The organism is Stenotrophomonas sp. RIT309, from assembly GCF_000632045.1.
In the GTDB taxonomy this organism is placed as follows: Bacteria; Pseudomonadota; Gammaproteobacteria; order Xanthomonadales; family Xanthomonadaceae; genus Stenotrophomonas; species Stenotrophomonas indicatrix.
In genome coordinates this window covers 112,587-131,751 of the sequence record NZ_JFYS01000007.1, presented here as the reverse complement: position 1 = coordinate 131,751, position 19,165 = coordinate 112,587, and the positions used below count along the sequence as shown (strand labels likewise).

The 19,165-nt window shown below is 67.6% G+C and carries 19 protein-coding genes; 18 read left to right on the top strand and 1 reads right to left on the bottom strand.

The genetic code is table 11. The annotated features are described in order from the left end of the window. A partial coding sequence (locus BW38_RS0120550) for a helix-turn-helix domain-containing protein (RefSeq protein WP_032975536.1) occupies positions 1 to 737 on the bottom strand: 737 nt, incomplete at its 3' end. A 139-nt stretch (positions 738 to 876) separates the two neighbouring features. On the opposite strand from BW38_RS0120550, the gene hisS reads away from it, so the two are divergent. The 18 genes from hisS (at position 877) to BW38_RS14715 (ending at position 19,106) form a co-directional block, all read left to right on the top strand. Beyond that, positions 877 to 2,274: a histidine--tRNA ligase gene (hisS, locus tag BW38_RS14635; protein WP_025874842.1), complete on the top strand. Its 1,398-nt coding sequence runs from the start codon at positions 877 to 879 to the stop codon at positions 2,272 to 2,274. 23 nt (positions 2,275 to 2,297) lie between these two features. Further along, a complete protein-coding gene (locus tag BW38_RS14640) occupies positions 2,298 to 2,567 on the top strand; it encodes a hypothetical protein (protein WP_032975535.1) in 270 nt (89 codons plus the stop codon). 164 nt (positions 2,568 to 2,731) lie between these two features. Then, complete coding sequence (locus tag BW38_RS14645; RefSeq protein WP_032975534.1) at positions 2,732 to 3,040, top strand: YerC/YecD family TrpR-related protein; 309 nt, start codon at positions 2,732 to 2,734, stop codon at positions 3,038 to 3,040. A gap of 34 nt (positions 3,041 to 3,074) precedes the next feature. Then, the gene (gene hisG, locus BW38_RS14650; protein ID WP_032975533.1) at positions 3,075 to 3,986 is read left to right on the top strand and encodes an ATP phosphoribosyltransferase; all 912 of its coding nucleotides are present in this window, start codon (positions 3,075 to 3,077) and stop codon (positions 3,984 to 3,986) included. Continuing rightward, the gene (hisD, locus tag BW38_RS14655; protein ID WP_025874835.1) at positions 3,983 to 5,278 is read left to right on the top strand and encodes a histidinol dehydrogenase; all 1,296 of its coding nucleotides are present in this window, start codon (positions 3,983 to 3,985) and stop codon (positions 5,276 to 5,278) included. Before hisG ends, hisD begins: the two co-directional genes overlap by 4 nt. Further along, positions 5,275 to 6,369 (top strand): histidinol-phosphate transaminase, encoded by a 1,095-nt coding sequence (gene hisC, locus BW38_RS14660; RefSeq protein ID WP_032975532.1) that lies wholly within the window; start codon positions 5,275 to 5,277, stop codon positions 6,367 to 6,369. Before hisD ends, hisC begins: the two co-directional genes overlap by 4 nt. Further along, entirely contained in the window at positions 6,366 to 7,439 is a 1,074-nt protein-coding gene (hisB, locus tag BW38_RS14665) for a bifunctional histidinol-phosphatase/imidazoleglycerol-phosphate dehydratase HisB (protein ID WP_025874831.1), read from the top strand. Before hisC ends, hisB begins: the two co-directional genes overlap by 4 nt. Further along, positions 7,436 to 8,038 carry an imidazole glycerol phosphate synthase subunit HisH gene (gene hisH / locus BW38_RS14670; protein WP_025874829.1) on the top strand — a complete coding sequence of 201 codons (603 nt, stop codon included), beginning with the start codon at positions 7,436 to 7,438 and terminating at the stop codon, positions 8,036 to 8,038. Before hisB ends, hisH begins: the two co-directional genes overlap by 4 nt. Next, entirely contained in the window at positions 8,035 to 8,769 is a 735-nt protein-coding gene (hisA, locus tag BW38_RS14675; RefSeq protein ID WP_032975531.1) for a 1-(5-phosphoribosyl)-5-[(5-phosphoribosylamino)methylideneamino]imidazole-4-carboxamide isomerase, read from the top strand. The genes hisH and hisA overlap by 4 nt, the downstream gene beginning before the upstream one ends. Next, a complete protein-coding gene (gene hisF, locus BW38_RS14680; RefSeq protein WP_032975530.1) occupies positions 8,763 to 9,539 on the top strand; it encodes an imidazole glycerol phosphate synthase subunit HisF in 777 nt (258 codons plus the stop codon). The genes hisA and hisF overlap by 7 nt, the downstream gene beginning before the upstream one ends. Continuing rightward, complete coding sequence (gene hisIE, locus BW38_RS14685) at positions 9,529 to 10,149, top strand: bifunctional phosphoribosyl-AMP cyclohydrolase/phosphoribosyl-ATP diphosphatase HisIE (RefSeq protein WP_025874822.1); 621 nt, start codon at positions 9,529 to 9,531, stop codon at positions 10,147 to 10,149. The genes hisF and hisIE overlap by 11 nt, the downstream gene beginning before the upstream one ends. A 159-nt stretch (positions 10,150 to 10,308) precedes the next feature. Then, entirely contained in the window at positions 10,309 to 11,898 is a 1,590-nt protein-coding gene (locus BW38_RS14690) for a calcineurin-like phosphoesterase family protein (protein ID WP_032975528.1), read from the top strand. Between the two features lie 48 nt (positions 11,899 to 11,946). Beyond that, positions 11,947 to 12,231, top strand: coding sequence for a hypothetical protein (locus BW38_RS14695; protein ID WP_025874818.1), 285 nt, complete (start codon positions 11,947 to 11,949; stop codon positions 12,229 to 12,231). An 84-nt stretch (positions 12,232 to 12,315) separates the two neighbouring features. After that, positions 12,316 to 13,338: a glucokinase gene (locus BW38_RS14700; RefSeq protein ID WP_032975527.1), complete on the top strand. Its 1,023-nt coding sequence runs from the start codon at positions 12,316 to 12,318 to the stop codon at positions 13,336 to 13,338. A gap of 52 nt (positions 13,339 to 13,390) precedes the next feature. Further along, positions 13,391 to 14,389 (top strand): N(4)-(beta-N-acetylglucosaminyl)-L-asparaginase, encoded by a 999-nt coding sequence (locus tag BW38_RS14705; RefSeq protein ID WP_032975543.1) that lies wholly within the window; start codon positions 13,391 to 13,393, stop codon positions 14,387 to 14,389. Then, on the top strand, positions 14,386 to 15,117 hold the full coding sequence (locus tag BW38_RS14710) for a copper homeostasis protein CutC (protein WP_032975526.1): 732 nt from the start codon (positions 14,386 to 14,388) through the stop codon (positions 15,115 to 15,117). Before BW38_RS14705 ends, BW38_RS14710 begins: the two co-directional genes overlap by 4 nt. Before the next feature lie 210 nt (positions 15,118 to 15,327). After that, positions 15,328 to 15,870 carry a hypothetical protein gene (locus BW38_RS21410; protein ID WP_081794545.1) on the top strand — a complete coding sequence of 181 codons (543 nt, stop codon included), beginning with the start codon at positions 15,328 to 15,330 and terminating at the stop codon, positions 15,868 to 15,870. A gap of 278 nt (positions 15,871 to 16,148) precedes the next feature. Next, positions 16,149 to 19,106, top strand: a complete 2,958-nt coding sequence (locus BW38_RS14715) for a TonB-dependent receptor (protein WP_025874810.1) — start codon at positions 16,149 to 16,151, stop codon at positions 19,104 to 19,106. The last annotated feature ends 59 nt before the right edge of the window (positions 19,107 to 19,165 follow it).

The window sequence follows — 19,165 nt, the reverse complement described above, 5'->3', positions numbered from 1 at the left end:
CCGGCCAGCGTGCGCAGGCCATCCTCGTCGAGGATCTCAACCACGTTCAGATGGGGCAGGGCGATCAACCCCTGCTGGCGCAGCTTGGTGAAGGTGCGGCTGACCGTCTCCATCGTCAGGCCCAGATGATCGGCGATGTCGCCGCGGCCCATCGGCAGGGAGACGCGCAGGCCATCTCCGCCCAGCTTGGCCTCGCGCGCGGCCAGGCGAAGCAGGAAATCAGCGAGTTTTTCCGCCGGTTGCAGGCGTGCCAGCGCCAGCGCGGCATCCTGTGCGGCGTCCAGCTCCTGGCAGGCGCGCTGCAGCAGCTTGCGCTCCAGGTGCGGATAGCGGGCGCGCAGGCCCTTCATCTGCGGCAGGGCAACGCGGCACACGCGGCTGTCGGCGATGGCCTCGATGTCGTAGCGATGGTGGTCGCTGCCGCTCAGGCCCAGGTAATCGCCAGGCAGCACGAAGCCATTGATCTGGCGACGGCCATCGGCAAGCGTGCGCACCAGCCGCAGCGCGCCACCGGTCAATGTATAGACATGCTGGCGCTCTTCGCCGCTGCGGGCGAGGGTGCTGCCCATCGCCAGCTGCTGCGACACGGTCACCTGTTCCAGCGCCTGCACCTCATCGGGCGACAGCGCAGAGCACACCGCCAGGTGGCGTACCGAGCAGTGCAGGCAGTCCAGCGTGGCGCAGGACGGCGCGGCGGGGTCGTTGGTGGCGGGCGGAGCGCCGGAAGGCCGGGACATGTTGCGTGGGCGTATCGCGGGCGGGGGAGGGCTTTATGATACTTCAAGCGGCCGTTGGACCCCTTATCTGCGGCTGAGCGATGCGGGGCGCTAGAATGTCGCCCCCTCCCACGTCCCCGATTCCGCAGGAGCTCCGCCCGTGATCAAGCCCCGTACCCCGCCCGGCACCCTTGAACTGCTGCCGCGCGAGCAGATTGCGTTCCAGCGCATGCTGGACGTCATCCGCCGCAACTACGAGCGCTTCGGGTTCCTGCCGGTGGAGACGCCGGTGTTCGAGCTGTCCGATGTGCTGCTGACCAAGTCCGGCGGCGAGACCGAGCGCCAGGTGTATTTCGTGCAGTCCACCGGCGCGCTGGCCAACGCTGCTGAATCCGGCGATCGTTCGCTGCCGGAGATGGCGCTGCGCTTCGACCTGACCGTGCCGCTGGCGCGTTACGTGGCCGAGCACGAACACGAACTGACCTTCCCGTTCCGCCGTTACCAGATGCAGCGCGTGTACCGCGGCGAGCGCGCCCAGCGCGGCCGCTTCCGCGAGTTCTACCAGTGCGACATCGACGTGATCGGCAAGGACAGCCTGAGCGTGCGTTACGACGCCGAAGTGCTGGCGGTCATCCATGCGGTATTTGCCGAACTGCGCATCGGTGACTTCAGCATCCAGTTGAACAACCGCAAGCTGCTGCGCGGCTTCTTCGAAAGCCTGGGCGTGGCCGAGGGCGAACGACAGCTGGCAGTGCTGCGCGAGGTGGACAAGCTGGACAAGCGTGGCCCCGACTACGTGCGCGAGACGCTGGTGGGCGAGGGCTTCGGCATTCCGGCCGAACAGGTCGAGAAGATCCTGGCCTTCGTCGCCGTGCGTTCGCAGGGTCATGCCGATGCGCTGGCACAGCTGGCAGCGCTGGAAGACGGTGCGGGTTCCTCGGAGATCCTGCGCGCCGGCGTGGCCGAGCTGCGCGAAGTGCTGCAGCTGGTGCAGGCACTGGGCGTGCCGGAAAGCGCGTACTGCCTGAACTTCTCCATTGCACGTGGCCTGGATTACTACACCGGCACGGTGTACGAGACCACGCTGACCGACCACCCGCAGATCGGGTCGATCTGTTCCGGTGGCCGTTATGAAGACCTGGCCAGCCACTACAGCAAGTCCAAGCTGCCGGGCGTGGGCATTTCCATCGGCCTGTCGCGCCTGTTCTGGCAGCTGCGCGAAGCTGGCCTGATCGAGGGTATCGAGGCCAGCAGCGTGCAGGCGCTGGTGGCGCTGATGGACGAGCAGGGCATGCCGCAGTCGCTGGACATCGCCCGCCGCCTGCGCGCCGGTGGCATCAACACCGAAGTGCAGATGGAGCCGAAGAAGATCGGCAAGCAGTTCCAGTACGCGGCCAAGGCCGGTATCCGTTTCGTGGTGCTGGCTGGCGAGGACGAACTGGCGCGCGGCGTGGTGGCGGTGAAGGACCTGCTGCGCGAGCAGCAGTTCGAAGTCTCCCGTGATGAACTGGCCAGCACCCTGCAGGTGGAACTGGAGCAGTCGCGGGTCATGCCGTGACGCGTGCCGCTGCAGGAACACTGATGCTGTTCCTGCTGGCGGCATGCCAGAGCGATCCGGCGTTGCGCAGCACCCGGATCGGCCCTGCGAATTACCAGCTGGTGGCTGATCGCTGCCATGTGATGGATCGAGCGCAGCTTGAGCAGGATCTGCAGGCCCTTGCCGAGCGGGCGTGCCCGGGCCGGGCAGGAGCGCTGCGGAACCTGCAGCCTCGTCCCAGCCGGCAGGGCAGCCTGTTCGGTGAATGCCTGCGGCGCGGCGCGCTGCAGGCAGAGGTCCGCTGCCTGCCCTGATCGAAGCCCTGTCCATTGCCGCATCCGAACGCCCACCACCCGGTGGGCGTTTTCGTTTCCGCTGCCTGAACGGGCCTGGCGGAACCTGGTCGTGCCTTTGACGCGGCCTGCAAGAATGCGTTAATGTACTAACGCGCTATTACATTGATGCAAGAGCCCTGCCCGTGAAAGCCCGCGCCGACATCGCCGCCAAAGACCCGCACGCCGATCTTGAATCCCTGGCCCAGGCCTTTGCCGCGCTGCGCGAGCCGGAGCAGGTGGTCGCCTTCCTGCGTGACCTGTGCACGCCAGCCGAGCTGGAAGCCATGGCCGACCGCTGGAAGGTGGTGCCGCTGCTGCAGCAGGGCGTGCCCTACCGCGAGATCCACGAGCGCACCGGCGTCAGCGTGACCACCACCGGACGGGTGGCACGCACGCTCGAGCATGGCCATCGAGGCTATGCCGCCGCTGTCGACCGCCTTGCTTCGCGCTGAACCGCGCCCCGTTCCAGACTTCGAGACCTCCCCCATGAGTGCAACCCAGGCAGCGCCGGCGCGAGACCGGCTGCGTATCGCCATCCAGAAGAGTGGCCGGCTGGCCGAGCCCGCCCGCAACCTGCTCAGTGCCTGTGGCCTGAGCTGGCGCGAGAGCCGCGACAAGTTGTTCTGCTACGGCGAATCGCTGCCGGTGGACCTGCTGCTGGTGCGCGACGACGACATTCCCGGCCTGATCGCCGATGGCGTCTGCGACCTGGGCATCGTCGGCCGCAATGAACTGGACGAACAGGCGGCCGCGCGTCGCCAGATCGGTCTGGCCGATGCCTACCAGGCATTGCGGGGGCTGGGCTTTGGCCAGTGCCGCTTGATGCTGGCGGTGCCGGAAGAATGGCAATGGCAGGGGCCGGTACAACTGGCCGGTACCCGCATCGCCACCAGCTACCCGGCCATCCTCAAGCAATGGCTGGCCGCGCAGGGCGTGGATGCACAGGTGGTGGAACTGTCCGGCTCGGTGGAGATCGCGCCGCGCCTGGGCACCGCCGACCTGATCTGCGACCTGGTCTCCAGCGGCGCCACGCTGCGTGCCAACCAGCTCACACCGGTGCACAACCTGCTCGACAGCGAAGCCGTGCTGGCCGGTGCGGTACGCGTTCCCGATGATGCGCGCGGCGCGCTGCGCAGCATGCTGCTGCGCCGCCTGGACGGTGTGGTGCAGCGGCAGGACCGCAAGCTGCTGATGTTCCGCGCCAGCGAGGACCGCGTCGACGCGTTGTCGCAGCTGCTGGCCGATGCCGAACCGTTGGTGCGTTTGCCTGCCGATGGCGGTGCATTGCGCCTGCAGACCATGTGCCCCGGTCCATTGACCTGGCAGCGCATGGAAGAACTGGAGCGCGCCGGCGCCCAGGGCCTGATGGTACTGAGCGTGGAGCGGTCGCTGGCATGAATCGTCTGATCTGGTCGCAACTTGACGAGGCCGCACGCAGCGCGGCGCTGACCCGCCCGGTGCAGACCGTGGCGCAGCAGACCCGTGATGCGGTGGCCGCGCTGATCGCGCAGGTGCGCACGCAGGGCGACGCCGCGCTGCGCGCGATCACTGCGCGCTTCGATGGCGTGGATCTGCAGGATTTCGAAGTTTCCGCAGCCGAGTTCGCAGCTGCCGACGCCGTGGTGCCGGCCGAGCTGCGCCAGGCCATGGTGGAAGCGGCCGAACGCATCACCCGCTTCCACGCGGCCGGCATGGGCCAGGGCTATACGGTGGAAACCGCGCCGGGCGTGGTCTGCGAGCGCATGCTGCGGCCGATCGGCCGGGTTGGCCTGTACGTGCCAGCCGGTAGTGCGCCGCTGCCGTCCACCGCGCTGATGCTGGGCGTGCCGGCGCAGTTGGCCGCTTGCCCACAGGTGGTGCTGTGCACCCCGCCGCGTGCCGACGGTACGGCCGATCCTGCGGTGCTGGTGGCCGCGCGCCTGACCGGTGTGCAACGCGTGTTCAAGCTGGGTGGTGCGCAGGCAATCGCGGCGATGGCCTATGGCACCGAAAGCATCCCGGCCAGCGACAAGCTGTTCGGGCCGGGCAACAGTTTCGTCACCGAAGCCAAGCAGCAGGTGGCACAGGACGGTGCCGCCGCCATCGACATGCCGGCCGGTCCCTCGGAAGTGCTGGTGATCGCCGATGCCGGTGCCAACCCTGCATTCGTTGCCGCCGACCTGCTGTCGCAGGCCGAGCACGGCCCGGATTCACAGGTGCTGCTGCTGACCGATGACGCGGCGATGCTGGCCGCCGTCGAGGCCGAAGTTGAGCGCCAGGTGGCCCTGCTGCCGCGGCAGGACATCGCCCGCCAGGCGCTGTCGGCATCGCAGTTGATCCAGGTGGAATCGCTGGCCGATGCGTTTGCGATCAGCAACCGCTACGCCCCCGAACACCTGATCCTGGCCCTGCGCGAACCGCGCGCGTGGCTGGACCAGGTGCAGGCAGCCGGTTCGGTGTTCCTCGGCGACTACACGCCGGAAGCACTGGGTGACTACTGCAGCGGCACCAACCACGTGCTGCCCACCGCCGGTGCCGCGCGCGCCTACAGTGGCGTCAGCGTGGCCAGCTTCCAGAACCTGATCAGCGTACAGAGCGCGACCGCCGCTGGCCTGGCCGCGATCGGTGGCTGCGCGCGCATCATCGCCAGCGCCGAAGGACTGGATGCACACGAACGTGCGGTGGCACTGCGCATGGAGGTGGCCGCATGAGCGCGGACATTGACGGCGTGCTGGCACTGGTACGGCCGGACCTGCAGGCCTTTGCCGGCTACAGTTCGGCGCGCAGCAGCGCTGTGCAGGGCGAGGTGTGGTTGAACGCGAACGAAGCGGCGTGGGCCAACCCGGCCGACGCCACGGGGGGCAGCCGCCGCTACCCGGAGCCGCAGCCGGCTGCGCTGCGTGATGCGCTGGCGTCGCTGTACGGCGTGCAGCCGCAACAGCTGCTGGTAGGCCGTGGCAGCGACGAGGCGATCGATCTGCTGGTGCGCGCCCTGTGCGTGCCCGGCCGTGATGGCGTGCTGGTGACGCCGCCGGTATTCGGCATGTACGCAGTCTGTGCACGGTTGCAGGGTGCGCCGTTGATCGAGGTGCCGCTGATTGACGATGGTGAGGGCCTGCGCACGGACCTGGACGCGGTGATCGCTGTGGCCAAGGGGCAGGGCGCCAGGCTCGTTTTCCTATGCGCGCCGTCCAATCCTGCCGGCAGCGATATTCCGCTGCCCGAGATCGAAAGGGTGGCTCGTGCCCTGCGCGGGCAGGCGCTGGTGGTGGTGGACGAGGCCTATGTCGAGTACGCGCAGCGCGCTTCGGCGACCACGCTGCTTGCCGCGCACGCCAACCTGGCGGTGCTGCGCACGTTGTCCAAGGCGCACGCACTGGCCGCCGCGCGTATCGGCACCTTGATCGCCGCGCCGGAACTGATTGCCGTGCTGCGCCGATGCCAGGCGCCGTACCCGGTGCCGACGCCGTGCGCCGAGCTGGCCGCGCAGGCGCTGCAGCCGGCCGCGCTTGCGCGCACCGCTGAGCGGGTAGCCACGGTCATCACCGAGCGCGAGCGCCTGCACCACGGCCTGCAGGGCCTGCCTGGCATCGGCCGGGTATACGCCTCGGCCGGCAACTACCTGCTGGTCCGCTTTGCCGATGCGCAGGCGGCGTTCGACGCGCTGCTTGCTGCCGGCGTGGTGGTGCGCGACCAGCGCGCCGCACCGCAGCTGGGTGACGCACTGCGTATCAGCATCGGCAGCCCCGAAGAGAACGACCGCGTGCTTGCGGCCCTGTCGGCACGGAGGGCCGCGGCATGACGCCGATCCTGTTCATTGACCGCGACGGCACCCTCATCGAGGAGCCGGCGGATTTCCAGATCGACGCCTACGAGAAGCTGCGTTTCGTGCCGCAGGTGATCCCGGCGCTGCTGAAGCTGCGCGATGCCGGCTACCAGTTCGTGATCGTCACCAACCAGGATGGCCTAGGCAGCGAGAGCTACCCGCGCGCCAGCTTCGATGGCCCGAATGACCTGATGCTGCAGATCTTCGAAAGCCAGGGCATCGTTTTCCGTGACGTGCTGGTCGACTGCAGCTGGCCGCACGACAACGCGCCGACTCGCAAGCCGGGCATTGGCCTGATGACGGCCTACCTGCAGGACCGCAGCATCGACTGGGCGCGCTCGGGCATGGTGGGCGACCGCATCACCGACCTGCAGTTCGCCGACAACCTCAACATCCGCGGTTTCCAGCTGCGCACCGAACAGTTCGGCGGCGAGTGGGACTGGCCCGGCATCGCCCACGCACTGGCCGATGCACCACGCACGGCAGTGGTCCAGCGCAATACCAAGGAGACGAAGATCCGCGTCGAGCTGGATCTAGATCGTGCCGGCGATGCGCACATCCACACCGGCCTGCCGTTCTTCGACCACATGCTGGAGCAGATCGGCAAACACGGCGGTTTCGCCCTGGACATCCGCGCCGAGGGCGACCTGCACATCGACGAGCACCACACCATCGAAGACACCGGCCTTGCGCTGGGCCAGGCCCTGCGCGAGGCGCTGGGCGACAAGCGCGGCATCGGCCGTTACGGCTTCACCCTGCCGATGGATGAAACCCTGGCCAGCGCTGCGCTGGATTTCAGTGGCCGCCCGTATTTCGTGTTTGAAGGCGAGTTCAAGCGCGAGCGCGTGGGCGACATGCCGACCGAGCTGGTCCCGCACTTCTTCCGTTCGCTGTGCGATGCCAGCGGGCTGAACCTCAACCTGCAGGTGCGTGGCGACAACGACCACCACAAGGTTGAAGCCTGCTTCAAGGCCCTGGCACGTGCACTGCGGCCGGCACTGGCGCGGCAGGGCACCGCCTTGCCGACCACCAAGGGGGCGCTGTGAGCGAGGTCGTGCTGATCGATGCCGGCGGTGCCAACCTGGGTTCGGTGCGCTACGCATTGGAACGGCTTGGTGCGACGGTGAAGCTGGTCCGCGATGCCGAAGGCCTGGCCGGCGCGCAACGGGTGATCCTGCCCGGCGTCGGCGCGGCCGGCCCCGGCATGCAGCGCCTGCATGCGCAGGGCCTGGTCGAGCCGCTGCGCCAGCTGCAGGTGCCCTTGATGGGCATCTGCCTGGGCATGCAGCTGTTGTTTGACCGCTCCGAAGAGGCCGGCGTGGATACGCTGGGATTGATCCCCGGCGTGGTGCGCAAGCTGGTGCCGGCCTGTGGCATCCGCGTGCCGCACATGGGCTGGAACCGGCTGCTGCCGCTGCGCCCGTCGCTGCTGCTGCAGGGGGTTCCCGAGCGCGCCAGTGCGTACTTCGTGCACAGCTATGCCGCGCCGCTGAACAGCCATACCGTCGCCGCCTGTGATCACGGCGGCCTGTTCACCGCCGTGGTCGAGCAGGGCCGCTACTTCGGCGCCCAGTTCCATCCCGAGCGGTCCGGCGATACCGGTTCGCTGATGCTGCGCAATTTCCTCGAGGGCACCGCTGCATGAGTTTCATCGTCTACCCCGCACTGGATATCCGCGACGGCCGCGTCGTGCGGCTGCGCCAGGGCGACTACGCGCAGGAAACCCACTATGGCGACGACCCGCTGCCGCGTGCGCAGGCGTTCGCCACGCAGGGCGCACAGTGGATGCACCTGGTCGATCTGGATGCTGCACGTGCCGGTGGCTACACGTTGGCGCCGCTGTTGGCCGCGATCCGTGCGCAGACCCCGCTGCAGGTGCAGACCGGTGGCGGCGTGCGTGGCCGTGACGACGTGGCACGCATCCTCGATGCGGGTGCCAGCCGCGTGGTGATCGGCTCACTGGCGGTGCGCGAGCCGGCGCAGGTGATCGGCTGGCTGGGCGAGTTCGGCCCGGAGCGGCTGACCATCGCCCTCGATGCACGGCAGGACGCGCAGGGGCAATGGCAGCTGCCGGTGCATGGCTGGACCGAGAACGCGGGGGTGACCCTGGATGCGCTGGCCGAACGCTATGCACAGGCCGGCATGCGTCACCTGTTGTGCACCGACATCGCCCGCGATGGCATGCTCGCCGGGCCCAACATCAGCCTGTACCAGCACCTCGCAGCGTTGCTGCCGGGCGTGGCGGTACAGGCGTCAGGCGGTATCCGCGATGTGGCCGACGTGGCTGCGGCACAGGCCGCCGGTTGTGGCGGCGCGATCCTCGGCAAGGCATTGCTGGAACAGCGCATGGACCTGGCGGAGGCGCTGGCATGCTGAGCCGCCGGATCATTCCGTGCCTGGACGTGCGCGATGGCCGCGTGGTCAAGGGCGTGCGTTTCCGCGATCACGTCGACATGGGGGACATCGCTGAACTGGCGCAGCGCTATCGCGACCAGGGTGCCGACGAGCTGGTGTTCTATGACATCGGCGCCAGCCCGGAGGCACGGTCGGTGGACGTGGCCTGGATCGAGCGCATCGCGCGCCTGATCGATATCCCGTTCTGCGTGGCCGGCGGCATCGACAGCGTGGAGACCGCGCGTCGTGTGCTGTTCGCCGGTGCGGACAAGATCTCGATCAACTCACCCGCGCTGGGCCGCCCGGAACTGATCAGCGAACTGGCCGAAGAATTCGGCGTGCAGTGCGTGGTGGTCGGTGTCGACTCGGTACGCGAGGACGACGGCCAGTGGCGCGTGCGCCGTTTCAGCGGCGACCCGGACAAAACCCAGGCAGTGCCGCTGCGCACGCTGGACTGGATCGTCGAGGCGCAGCGCCGGGGTGCCGGCGAGATCGTGCTGAACTGCATGGACAGCGATGGCGTGCGCCGTGGCTATGACGTCGAGCAGCTGCGCCAGGCACGTGCGCTGTGCCAGGTGCCCCTCATCGCATCGGGCGGTGCGGGTACGATGGAGCACTTCGCCCAGGCCTTTGACCAGGCCGACGTTGACGGTGCGCTGGCGGCCAGCGTATTCCACAGTGGCGCCATCGCCATTGCCGACTTGAAGCGCTACCTGCGCGAGCAGCAGATCGAGGTCCGGGATGTCTATTGATGTGCGGCCGTCGCCGCAGGCGCTGGAAACGCTGGACTGGGACAAGGGCGATGGGCTGCTGCCGGCCGTTGTGCAGGACGCCGACACCCTGCAGGTGCTGATGCTGGGTTACGTCAGCGCCGAGTCGCTGGCAGCGACGCTGGCCATCGGCCACATGACCTTCTTCAGCCGCAGCAAGCAGCGTCTTTGGACCAAGGGCGAGCAGTCCGGCAATGTGCTGGCGGTGCAGTCGATCAGCGTCGATTGCGATGCCGATACGCTGCTGGTGCTGGCGCGCCCGGCAGGCCCGACCTGCCACACCGGCGCGGAAAGCTGCTTCGACGGCGCACCGAAGGACTTCCTCGGTGGCCTGGACCAGCTGGTCGCCGTGCGTGAGGCGCTGCGCCCCTCCGGCAGCTATACGACGTCCCTGTTCGAAGGCGGCATCCGCCGCATCGCGCAGAAGGTGGGCGAGGAAGGCGTGGAGACGGCGCTGGCCGCGGTGGCGCAGGACGATGAGGCCTTGCTGGGCGAGGCGTCGGACCTGCTGTACCACCTGCTGGTGCTGCTGCGTGCGCGCGGGCTGTCGCTGGAAGATGCCCGCGACGTGCTGGAAAAGCGCCATCGTTAGAGGTGCGGTAGCGCCGGCCGCTGGCCGGCAACCCGATGATCAAGGGACGCCTGGTGGAATGCCGGCCAGCGGCCGGCACGACAGGAAAAGCGGCAATCGCGTGCGCGATGTCATCGCCGGAATCTACAATAGGCGGTCTCTTTTTCCCGGACCGCCCCCATGAAACTGCCTGCCGCCTGGCTGTGCTGCCTGTTGCTGACCTCGCCGGCGTGGGCCGCCGATACCGTGGTCAGCGGCAAGGTCTATCTGGAGCGTGACGGCAAGCCGGGCCGCGGTGCGACCGATCCGGGCCTGGCCGGCGTGCAGGTGTCCAATGGCGAAACCATCGTCAAGACCGCCGCCGACGGCAGCTACAGCCTGCCGGTGCGTGACGGGCAGACGGTCTTCGTGATCAAGCCCGATGCCTATTCCTTCCCGAAGGCCGCCGACGGCCTGCCGTCGTTCTGGCGGCACTACCGGCCGAATGGTTCGCCGGCGCTGAAGTACGGTGGCATCGCCGCAACCAGTGACGTTGCCCGCAACTGGGACTTCGCCCTGCAGAACGACCGGCATGACAGCCGCCGTGGTTTCCAGATGCTGGTGTTCACCGACTCGCAGACCGCCAGCCTGCAGGACATCGGCTACTACCGGCAGTCGATCGTGGCGCCGCTGGTTGGGCAGACCAAGGCCCGCCTGGGTACCACGCTGGGCGACATCGTCAACGACGACCTGACCCTGTACCCGGCGATCAACAAGGTCACCACCGAACTCGGCGTGCCGTGGTTCCACGTACCCGGCAACCACGACCTGGATGTCGACGCGGCCAATGATGCGCATTCGCTGGACAGCTGGCGCAACATCTACGGCCCCGATACCTATGCAGTGGAAGAGGGGGGCGCCAGTTTCGTGTTCCTCGACGACGTGGTGTACGACCCCAACGCCAAGCCCAGGTATGTGGGTGGCCTGCGCGAGGATCAGTTCGCTTTCCTTGCTGCCTACCTGAAGGGCCTGCACAAGGACCGCCTGCTGGTGCTGGGCATGCACATCCCGCTGTTCGATGCGGCACCGGGGCGCGAGACCTTCCGCCATGCCGACCGCCAGCGCCTGTTCGACCTGCTGAAGGACTTCCGCAACGTGCTGGTGCTCAGTGGCCACAGCCACACCCAGCAGCACGTCTATCACGGTAAAGCCGACGGCTGGCAGGGCGCCAGGCCGCTGCACGAGTACAACGTCGGTGCCAACTGCGGTGCGTTCTGGTCGGGCGTGAAGAATGCCGCCGGCGTACCGGACAGCACCATGAGCGACGGCACGCCGAAGGGCTATGCGTTGCTGGACGTGGCCGGCAACGGCAGCTATCGCCTGCAGTACCGGGTGGCCGGTGCGGCCGCCAGCGAGCAGATCGGCCTGCATGCACCGAAGGTGCTGCGCAAGGGCGCGTACCCGGCGTGGGGCATCTATGCCAACGTGTACATGGGCGAGGACGCCAGCGTGGTCGAGTACCGCGTCGATGGCGGCGCCTGGCAGCCGATGAAGCAGGTCAGCCAGCCTGATCCGCGCCTGCTGGTGGAGAACGTGGCCGACGACTTGGCTTCCACGCTGCGCGGCTACGACCGTTCGCCGGAAGCCACCGCCTCGCCGCACCTGTGGCGTGGCGCGTTGCCGACCGACCTGGCCGTGGGCAGCCACAAGGTCGAGGTGCGCTCCACCCAGCCCGATGGTGCGGTGTTCACCGCCAGCACCAGCTACAGCCTGCAGACCGCGCAGCCCTGAGCGCGGGCCGGGCTTCCATCACCAGCTTCCATCACGAAAGGACGCAGCATGGATATCCGCTTCATGGCCGGCACCACGCCGGTCACCCTCAGCCGCCACTGGTTCACCGGCGCGATGATGCTGCAGAGCGCCAGCGAGAAGGTCTGGGTGCAGCATCCGCTGCATCCGGGCACGCACTTCTCGTTCTCGCTGGTACAGTCGTGGCAGCGCCATATCGCCGGCCATGAAGTGCTGGTGGAGCGGACCCGGCCGCTGCTGTTCGCCGGGTTCCGCCCGCAGCGCCTGCGGGTGCTGGTGGACGGTGTGCAGGTGGCCGAGCAGGAAGGCATGTGACCCGGGTGGCGCTGTCGCCGCGCTAGGCAAAGGCCGTCCGATGCCTGAGAATCGGCACGATTCAATCGATCCAAGCAGGCCAGCGTGAACGTTGCAGCAGTGTCCCCGGCGCCATCCGAGTCCGCCCGCAGCGGCGTCCCCCGCAGCCTGGTCGTCGCCGATGTCGGCGGTACCTTCGCTCGTCTTGCGTTGGCTGAGACCCTGCCGGGGCAGGCGCCGCGGCTGGGCAGCTACCGCACCTACGCCTGTGCCGACCACCCCAGCCTGGCGGCGATCCTGGCCGATTTCACCGCCAGTCTCGGCCAGCCGATGGCCAGTGCGGTGGTCGCCATCGCCGGCCTGCTCGACGGCGACACCCTGATCAATGCCAATCTGCCGTGGACGGTGTCGCTGTCGGCGACACGCCGCGAGTCGGGCCTGCCCGACCTGCAGCTGATCAATGATTTCGAAGCAGTGGCGCTGGCCATTCCCTACCTGCAGGCCGACACGCTGGTGCCGCTGAATGGCGATGCCGATCCGGCCAAGACCTTCCCGGCACTGGTGCTGGGGCCGGGCACCGGCCTGGGCGCCGCGTTGCGCTTCGCCGATGGCGAGCGCCCGGTGCTGGCCAGCGAGATCGGCCACGCTGCGTTGGGCGCCGGCAATGCGCTGGAACTGCATGTGCTGGGCCAGCTGCTGCAGCGCTGGCCGCATGTGGACAACGAACGCGTGCTGTCCGGCAGCGGCCTGATGAACCTGTATCCCTGCCTGTGCGAACTGCGCGGCGTGGCTCCGCAATGGACCAGCACCGAAGCGCTGATCGCGGCTGCGCGGCAAGGCGACGACGCGCTGGCAGTGGAAACCCTGCAGGTGTTCTGCGCCTGGCTGGGCAGCCTGGCCGGCGACGCGGCGATCGCCGTGGGCGCGCGCTCGGTGTACCTGGCCGGCGGCATTTCCACCCATGTGCAGGACTTCCTGGCCGACGGCCGTTTCCGTGAGCGCTTCCTCAACAAGGGGGTGCTGACCGACGTGCTGCGCCAGGTGCCGGTGTGGCGGGTCGAACATGGCCAGCTGGGTGTGCTCGGTGCCGCAGCCTGGCACGCAGCGCGGACCCCCGCGCACGATTGATCGGCGCTGCCGGCATCGGGCCGGCGGGCGCAGCATGCAGACGGAGGCGAAGATGGTGGATCGCAGGCAGTTTTTGCAGGCCGGTGCATTGGCCGCAGGCGTGGCAGCGTTGCCGGCGGTGAAGGCGCGGACGCACGGTGGCGCCAAGGTGGTCTCGACCTGGGACTTCGGCGTGCCGGCCAACCAGGCCGCGTGGAAGGTACTGGCGCAGGGCGGCAGTGCGCTGGATGCGGTGGAAGCCGGTGCACGCTGGGCCGAAAGCGAGCTGTGCAATCCCACCGTCGGCCATTGTGGCAACCCGGACCGCGACGGCGTGCTGAGCCTGGACGCCAGCATCATGGATGGTGACGGCCGCTGTGGCGCGGTTGCTGCGCTGGTCGACATCCTGCACCCGGTGTCGGTGGCCCGCAGGGTGATGGAGAACAGCCCGCATGTGCTGCTGGTGGGCGAGGGCGCCCAGCAGTTCGCTGTGCAGCAGGGCTTCCAGCGCCAGCACCTGCTGACGCCGAAGGCCGAAGCGGCCTGGCGTGAGTGGCTGAAGACGGAAAAGTACGCGCCGCAGATCAATGCCGAGCGCCGCAGTCTTCCCGGCAACAGCGACAACCACGACACCATCGGCATGCTGGCACTGGACGCCAAGGGCAACCTGGCCGGTGCCTGTACCACCAGCGGCATGGCCTGGAAACTGCACGGCCGGGTCGGCGACAGCCCGATCATCGGCGCCGGCCTTTACGTGGACAACGACGTGGGCGCGGCCACCGCCTCGGGTGTGGGCGAAGAAATGATCCGCAACGCGGCCTCGTTCCTGGTGGTCGAGCTGATGCGCCAGGGCCGTTCGCCGGCACAGGCCTGCCGCGAAGCGATCGACCGGGTGGTGCGCAAGCGCCCCGAGGCCAGCCGCACACTGCAGGTCTGCTTCCTTGCCATGAACAAGCAGGGCGAGGTGGGTGCCTATGCGTTGCATCGCGGCTTCGTCTACGCGGTGTGCGATGCGCAGCGCCAGGATGACCTGCGCGACTCACCGTCGATCTATACGAGCACCCAGGCGTGAGCGCACGCCTGACGCTGGAGATCGCCAGCAATTCGGTGGCTTCGGCGTTGGCCGCGCAGGCCGGTGGCGCAGATCGCATCGAACTGTTCGACAACCTTGCCGAAGGCGGTACCACGCCGTCGTTTGCCAGCATCGCCATCGCCCGCGAGCGCCTGGCAATTCCGTTGTTCGTGCTGGTGCGGCCGCGTCCGGGTGATTTCCACTACGACGCGCTGGAAACCGAGCTGATGCTGCGCGACATCGCCCAGTGCCGCGCGCTGGGCTGCGAGGGCGTGGTGATCGGTGCGCTGGATGCGCAGGGCGATATCGACCTGCCGCTGTGCCGCGAACTGCTGCGCGCGGCCGGCCCGTTGCAGGTGACCTTCCACCGTGCCTTCGATGCCGCGCGCGATCTGCCGGCGGCGCTGGAGCAGGTGATCGGGCTGGGTTGCCAGCGGGTGCTGACGTCCGGCGGCCAGGCCAGCGCCGACGCCGGTGCCGATGTACTGGCCGCTCTGGTCGCGCAGGCGGCCGGCAGGATCAGCGTCATGGCCGGCGCAGGGCTGGGCCCGGGCAACATCGCCGCCGTGGCGCGGAAGACCGGCTGTCTCGAACTGCATGCCTCGGCCAAGGGGCAACGACGTTCGGCCATGCAGTTCCAGAACCCGGCCCTGCGCGGGCTGGACCCGGACTGGAGCCAGACAGACACCGCCACGGTGAGTGCGCTGCGGAAGGCGCTCGACGGCTGAGAGCCGCACGGGTTGGATCCCTTCGCAGAAGGCCTCTGACCCGCGTCAGGACTCGTAACCCAACACCGACGTGGATGACGTTTCAGGCGCGTTTGAATCGCGGCCACGTTCCGTAAGTGACGGAAAGTAGAAGTCATCTGCGTTGCCGGCTGGCGGAGCAGGGTCGCATTGTTGACAGTGGGCGACCGTCGCCCTTCGATGAAATCGCGCATGTTTCGACTGTTTCTGCTGCTGATCTGCGTGCTGCCATGCCGTGCAACCGCCGCAACTGGCGGGCAGGCGCCAGAATGGAGCTGGCACGACGCCGGAACCAAGAGTCTCCGAATAGGTTCTGCTTTGCCCGAAGTGACCTTGGAGGCAGGCGCCAAAGGCGCGTTTGTAGACAATCGGGCATATCAGATTGGAAAGAAGCGCTTTCGGCTGCTGTATCAGGTATTCGATTCAAACGCGGAAAACCCGATCGGGCGCTGCGGGGCTGGGCGTGAGATCCATCTGTTCGTCTATGAAATGACTTCGCCGACGCCTGTTGAGCGCGGCAGGATCCTGATCGGGAGTTGCCTGCACAACGTGTCTCTGGCCAGCCAGAACTCAGGGCGTCCCGGCAGTGAGTCCGATTTTTCCTCGGTCATCTGGCGCGGAGATGGGCTCACGATTCAATGGTGGGACGGTGGCGCTACAGGCGGGGTCGCAAGCCGGTACGTACTTCGCGATGGGCGCCTTGTTGCAGATCAACCGGGCGCGGGAACTCGTTGAAGGCGGACAAAACCGTTCTGCGCGCGGGTGTCGCGATCGTGTCATCGACATCTGTGCTGCTTCCATAACGATGTCGTGCAACCCATTGATTCATCTGCAGCCCAACAGGCAACAACGACGTGTGTCGCGTGGATGCTGCGTCGCCGCATGCTGGGCGCAGTTCAGCTGTGCTTTAGTTTGGATCGATCCACAGGGGAGGGCGGTCGAATCGAGATGGATCGATTCAACGCCCGGGATCGCCATCCGACCGCGCGTCCACCATCCAAGAGCAACCACCCATGGCTCAGTCCGTCCGCAACCGCCGTCATCTGCTGTCCCACGCCCTCGCCCTGGCCCTGCTGCCGTTCGCCGCTGGCGCACAGGACGCGGCCCCGTCGCCCACCAAGGATCTTGATGCGGTCACTGTCACCGGTTCGCGCATCAAGCGTGCCAGCGTCGAGGGCCCGGCCCCGGTCAACGTGATCAGCGCCGCACAGATCCAGAAGGAGGGCTTCGTCACCGTCTACGACGCACTGAAGACCCTGACCGAGGCGACCGGCACGGTCGAGGCGGCATCGCAGTGGGGCTCGCACACCCCCAACGCGAGTGGCCTGAACCTGCGCGGCATGGGCCCCAACCGCAGCCTGCTGCTGGTCAATGGCCGCCGCGTGGCCGACTATCCGCTGCCCTATGGCGGCGAGACCAATTTCTCCAACTACAGCAACATTCCGGCGGCGGCGGTCGAACGCATCGAAGTGCTGACTGGCGGCGCTTCGGCGATCTACGGTTCAGACGCCATCGCCGGCGTGGTCAATGTCATCCTCAAGACCAACTACGACGGCGACGAAGTGCGCGTGCGCGGCGGTACCTCCACCGAAGGCGGGCGTGACACCTGGGATCTGTCCTGGGCGGGCGGCAAGACCGGCGACAACTGGAGCGTGACCTACGCTCTGCAGTACACCAAGCGCGATCCGCTGTTCGGCCGTGACCGGCCGCAGATGGACGACGCCGACGATGCGCTGTACCCGTCCTGGAACATGGAGCAGCGCAAGGTCGGCTTCCGTCCCACCGCTGGCCTGGCGTTGATCGACCCCAGCAACGGCCAGCGCCTGGCGCCGCCGGACGGCACCTGCGAGAAATTCGCTGGCGAGTACTACACCGCCGACCGCCTGGTCTACAACTACAACGCCAATACGGTGAGCAACACCGGCCGCCTCTGCGGCATGAGCGCCGACTACGCCAACTGGCTGTTGACGGGCGGCTCGGAGAACCTGTCGGGCAACCTGTATGCCACCTTCGATTTCGGCAACGATCTGCAGGCCTGGAGCAACCTGGCGGTATACCGTTCCGAAGCGATCTGGGGCACCAATCCGCCGAGCGTGTCGCTGATCGACGATGCCAACGGTTACTACTGGGATGCCAACCGCAATCGCCCGGTGCTCGGCGTGCGCCAGTTCACCCCGAACGAAGTCGGTGGCCTGGACACGCTGCGCAATACCAACCGCGAGTTGTCTTGGGATATCAGCGCGGGCCTGCGCGGGCGCCTGGCCGATCGCTTCGACTGGAGCGCCACGGTCGGCCGTTCCTACTACCGCGTCGAGGAGCGGCAGAACGTGGTCGACGAGCAGAAGTCGTACGACTTCTTCCTCGGCCCACGGCTGGGCACCACCGGCGATGGCGAGGCGATCTACGCCCTGAACGAGTCGCGCTGGTGGAACCCGATCACCCCGGACCAGTACTGGCAGATGGGCACGGTAGCGAAGAACCGGGCGTCGTCCTACGTCAACCAGGCCTCGGCCGACATCACCGGTGAACTGTTCCAGGGCTGGGCCGGGCCGATCTCGTTCGCCGCGGTAGCCGAAGTGGCCAAGCAGGGCTATCACCTCAGCCCGGACCCGCGCGCGGGCATCGATTTCGATCTGCAGAACGTCGATCGCGGCGGTGGCGAGCGTACCCGCTACTCGGCCGGTGTCGAATTCAAGATCCCGTTGGCCGACAGCCTGATCGCCACCGCGGCGGCACGCTACGACCGGTACGGCAGCTACAAGGCCGACGGCGGCGGTGAAGCGCTGGATATCGGCAGCCAGAAGGAAACCACCTGGAACGCCGGCCTGGAATGGCGGCCGTTCGAGTCGCTGCTGGTGCGCGGTTCCTACGCGACCAGCTTCCACGCGCCGGACATGCACTACCTGCTGGGCCAGGCCAGCAGTTCCGAAGTGCTGACCTACGACCGCCTGCGCTGCATCGAGAGCGGCGCTTATCTGGTCAACAACTGCGGCGTGGGCAATACCGATGTCTGGTACGCGTTCGACGTGAACCGCCGGGGTACGCCACTGCTGCGCTCGGAAACCGGCGATTCGTGGACGGTCGGTTTCGTGTGGGACGTGCTGCCGAACCTGTCGATGAGCGCTGACTACTGGGCGATCAAGCTGGAAGACATGATCGTCGACGTCGGCGCGGACGAGGTGCTGGCCAGCGAGGCCGGCTGCCTGACCGGCAAGAACATGGACGGCACGCCGTGGGCGAACCCGGCGGGTGAGGCTTACTGCGCTGGCATCCTGGCCCGGGTGAACCGTGACAGCAGCGGCCGGCTGGTGTCGATCGAGCGCGGGCCATTCAACCTGGCCAGCCGCGAAGTGCGCGGCATCGACCTGAGCGCGCGCTACCGGCTGGAGACGGCCGCATGGGGCAGCTTCCAGCTGGGGGTGAACTACACCAACCAGATTTCGACGAAAGAACAGCGTTACGCCAACGACCCGAACCCGGAGCGTCGCGACCGTGACCTGCGCAGCAAGCTGCGCGCCAGCCTGGCGTGGCAGGGTGGCAACTGGAATGCGAACGTGTATGCCGACCGCATCGGTTCGGTGCCGGGCGTGCGCTACCACTGGGGCACCGACCGCCTGGACAACCCCGGCGGCTGCCTGCCGTTCGCCGATGGCTACGTGCCCAGCGACAGCCCGTCGCTTAACTGCCTGGAGCCTGCCACGCGCCCGGATGGATCGGCCAATCCGAACCCGAATGCGGGGCAGCAGACGGCGCGCTATTACGGCCGGGTCGGGCCGTTCATTACGTGGAATTTCAACGTCGGCTACCAGGTGACCGAGTTCATGAAGGTCAATCTGTACGTGAACAACGCTTTCAATGCGACCAGCTGGAACCACAAGGACCCGTACAAGGTCGACTACGATTTCGCCCCGACCCGCCTGCTGGGTGCGGTGGGACGCGAGTTCGCGCTGGAGTATGTGTTCACGTTCTGAGGGAAGGCGGCGCCGGGCATGGCCCGGCGCCAGCCACGATTTGACGGGCAGCCTCGCAT

Coding starts and splice junctions, on each gene's coding strand:
- BW38_RS14640 (WP_032975535.1), top strand. CDS start 2,298: ATGCTGTTCCTGCTGGCGGCATGCCAGAGCGATCCGGCGTTGCGCAGC.
- hisG (WP_032975533.1), top strand. CDS start 3,075: ATGAGTGCAACCCAGGCAGCGCCGGCGCGAGACCGGCTGCGTATCGCC.
- hisD (WP_025874835.1), top strand. CDS start 3,983: ATGAATCGTCTGATCTGGTCGCAACTTGACGAGGCCGCACGCAGCGCG.
- hisC (WP_032975532.1), top strand. CDS start 5,275: ATGAGCGCGGACATTGACGGCGTGCTGGCACTGGTACGGCCGGACCTG.
- hisB (WP_025874831.1), top strand. CDS start 6,366: ATGACGCCGATCCTGTTCATTGACCGCGACGGCACCCTCATCGAGGAG.
- hisA (WP_032975531.1), top strand. CDS start 8,035: ATGAGTTTCATCGTCTACCCCGCACTGGATATCCGCGACGGCCGCGTC.
- hisF (WP_032975530.1), top strand. CDS start 8,763: ATGCTGAGCCGCCGGATCATTCCGTGCCTGGACGTGCGCGATGGCCGC.
- hisIE (WP_025874822.1), top strand. CDS start 9,529: ATGTCTATTGATGTGCGGCCGTCGCCGCAGGCGCTGGAAACGCTGGAC.
- BW38_RS14690 (WP_032975528.1), top strand. CDS start 10,309: ATGAAACTGCCTGCCGCCTGGCTGTGCTGCCTGTTGCTGACCTCGCCG.
- BW38_RS14695 (WP_025874818.1), top strand. CDS start 11,947: ATGGATATCCGCTTCATGGCCGGCACCACGCCGGTCACCCTCAGCCGC.
- BW38_RS14705 (WP_032975543.1), top strand. CDS start 13,391: ATGGTGGATCGCAGGCAGTTTTTGCAGGCCGGTGCATTGGCCGCAGGC.
- BW38_RS21410 (WP_081794545.1), top strand. CDS start 15,328: ATGTTTCGACTGTTTCTGCTGCTGATCTGCGTGCTGCCATGCCGTGCA.
- BW38_RS14715 (WP_025874810.1), top strand. CDS start 16,149: ATGGCTCAGTCCGTCCGCAACCGCCGTCATCTGCTGTCCCACGCCCTC.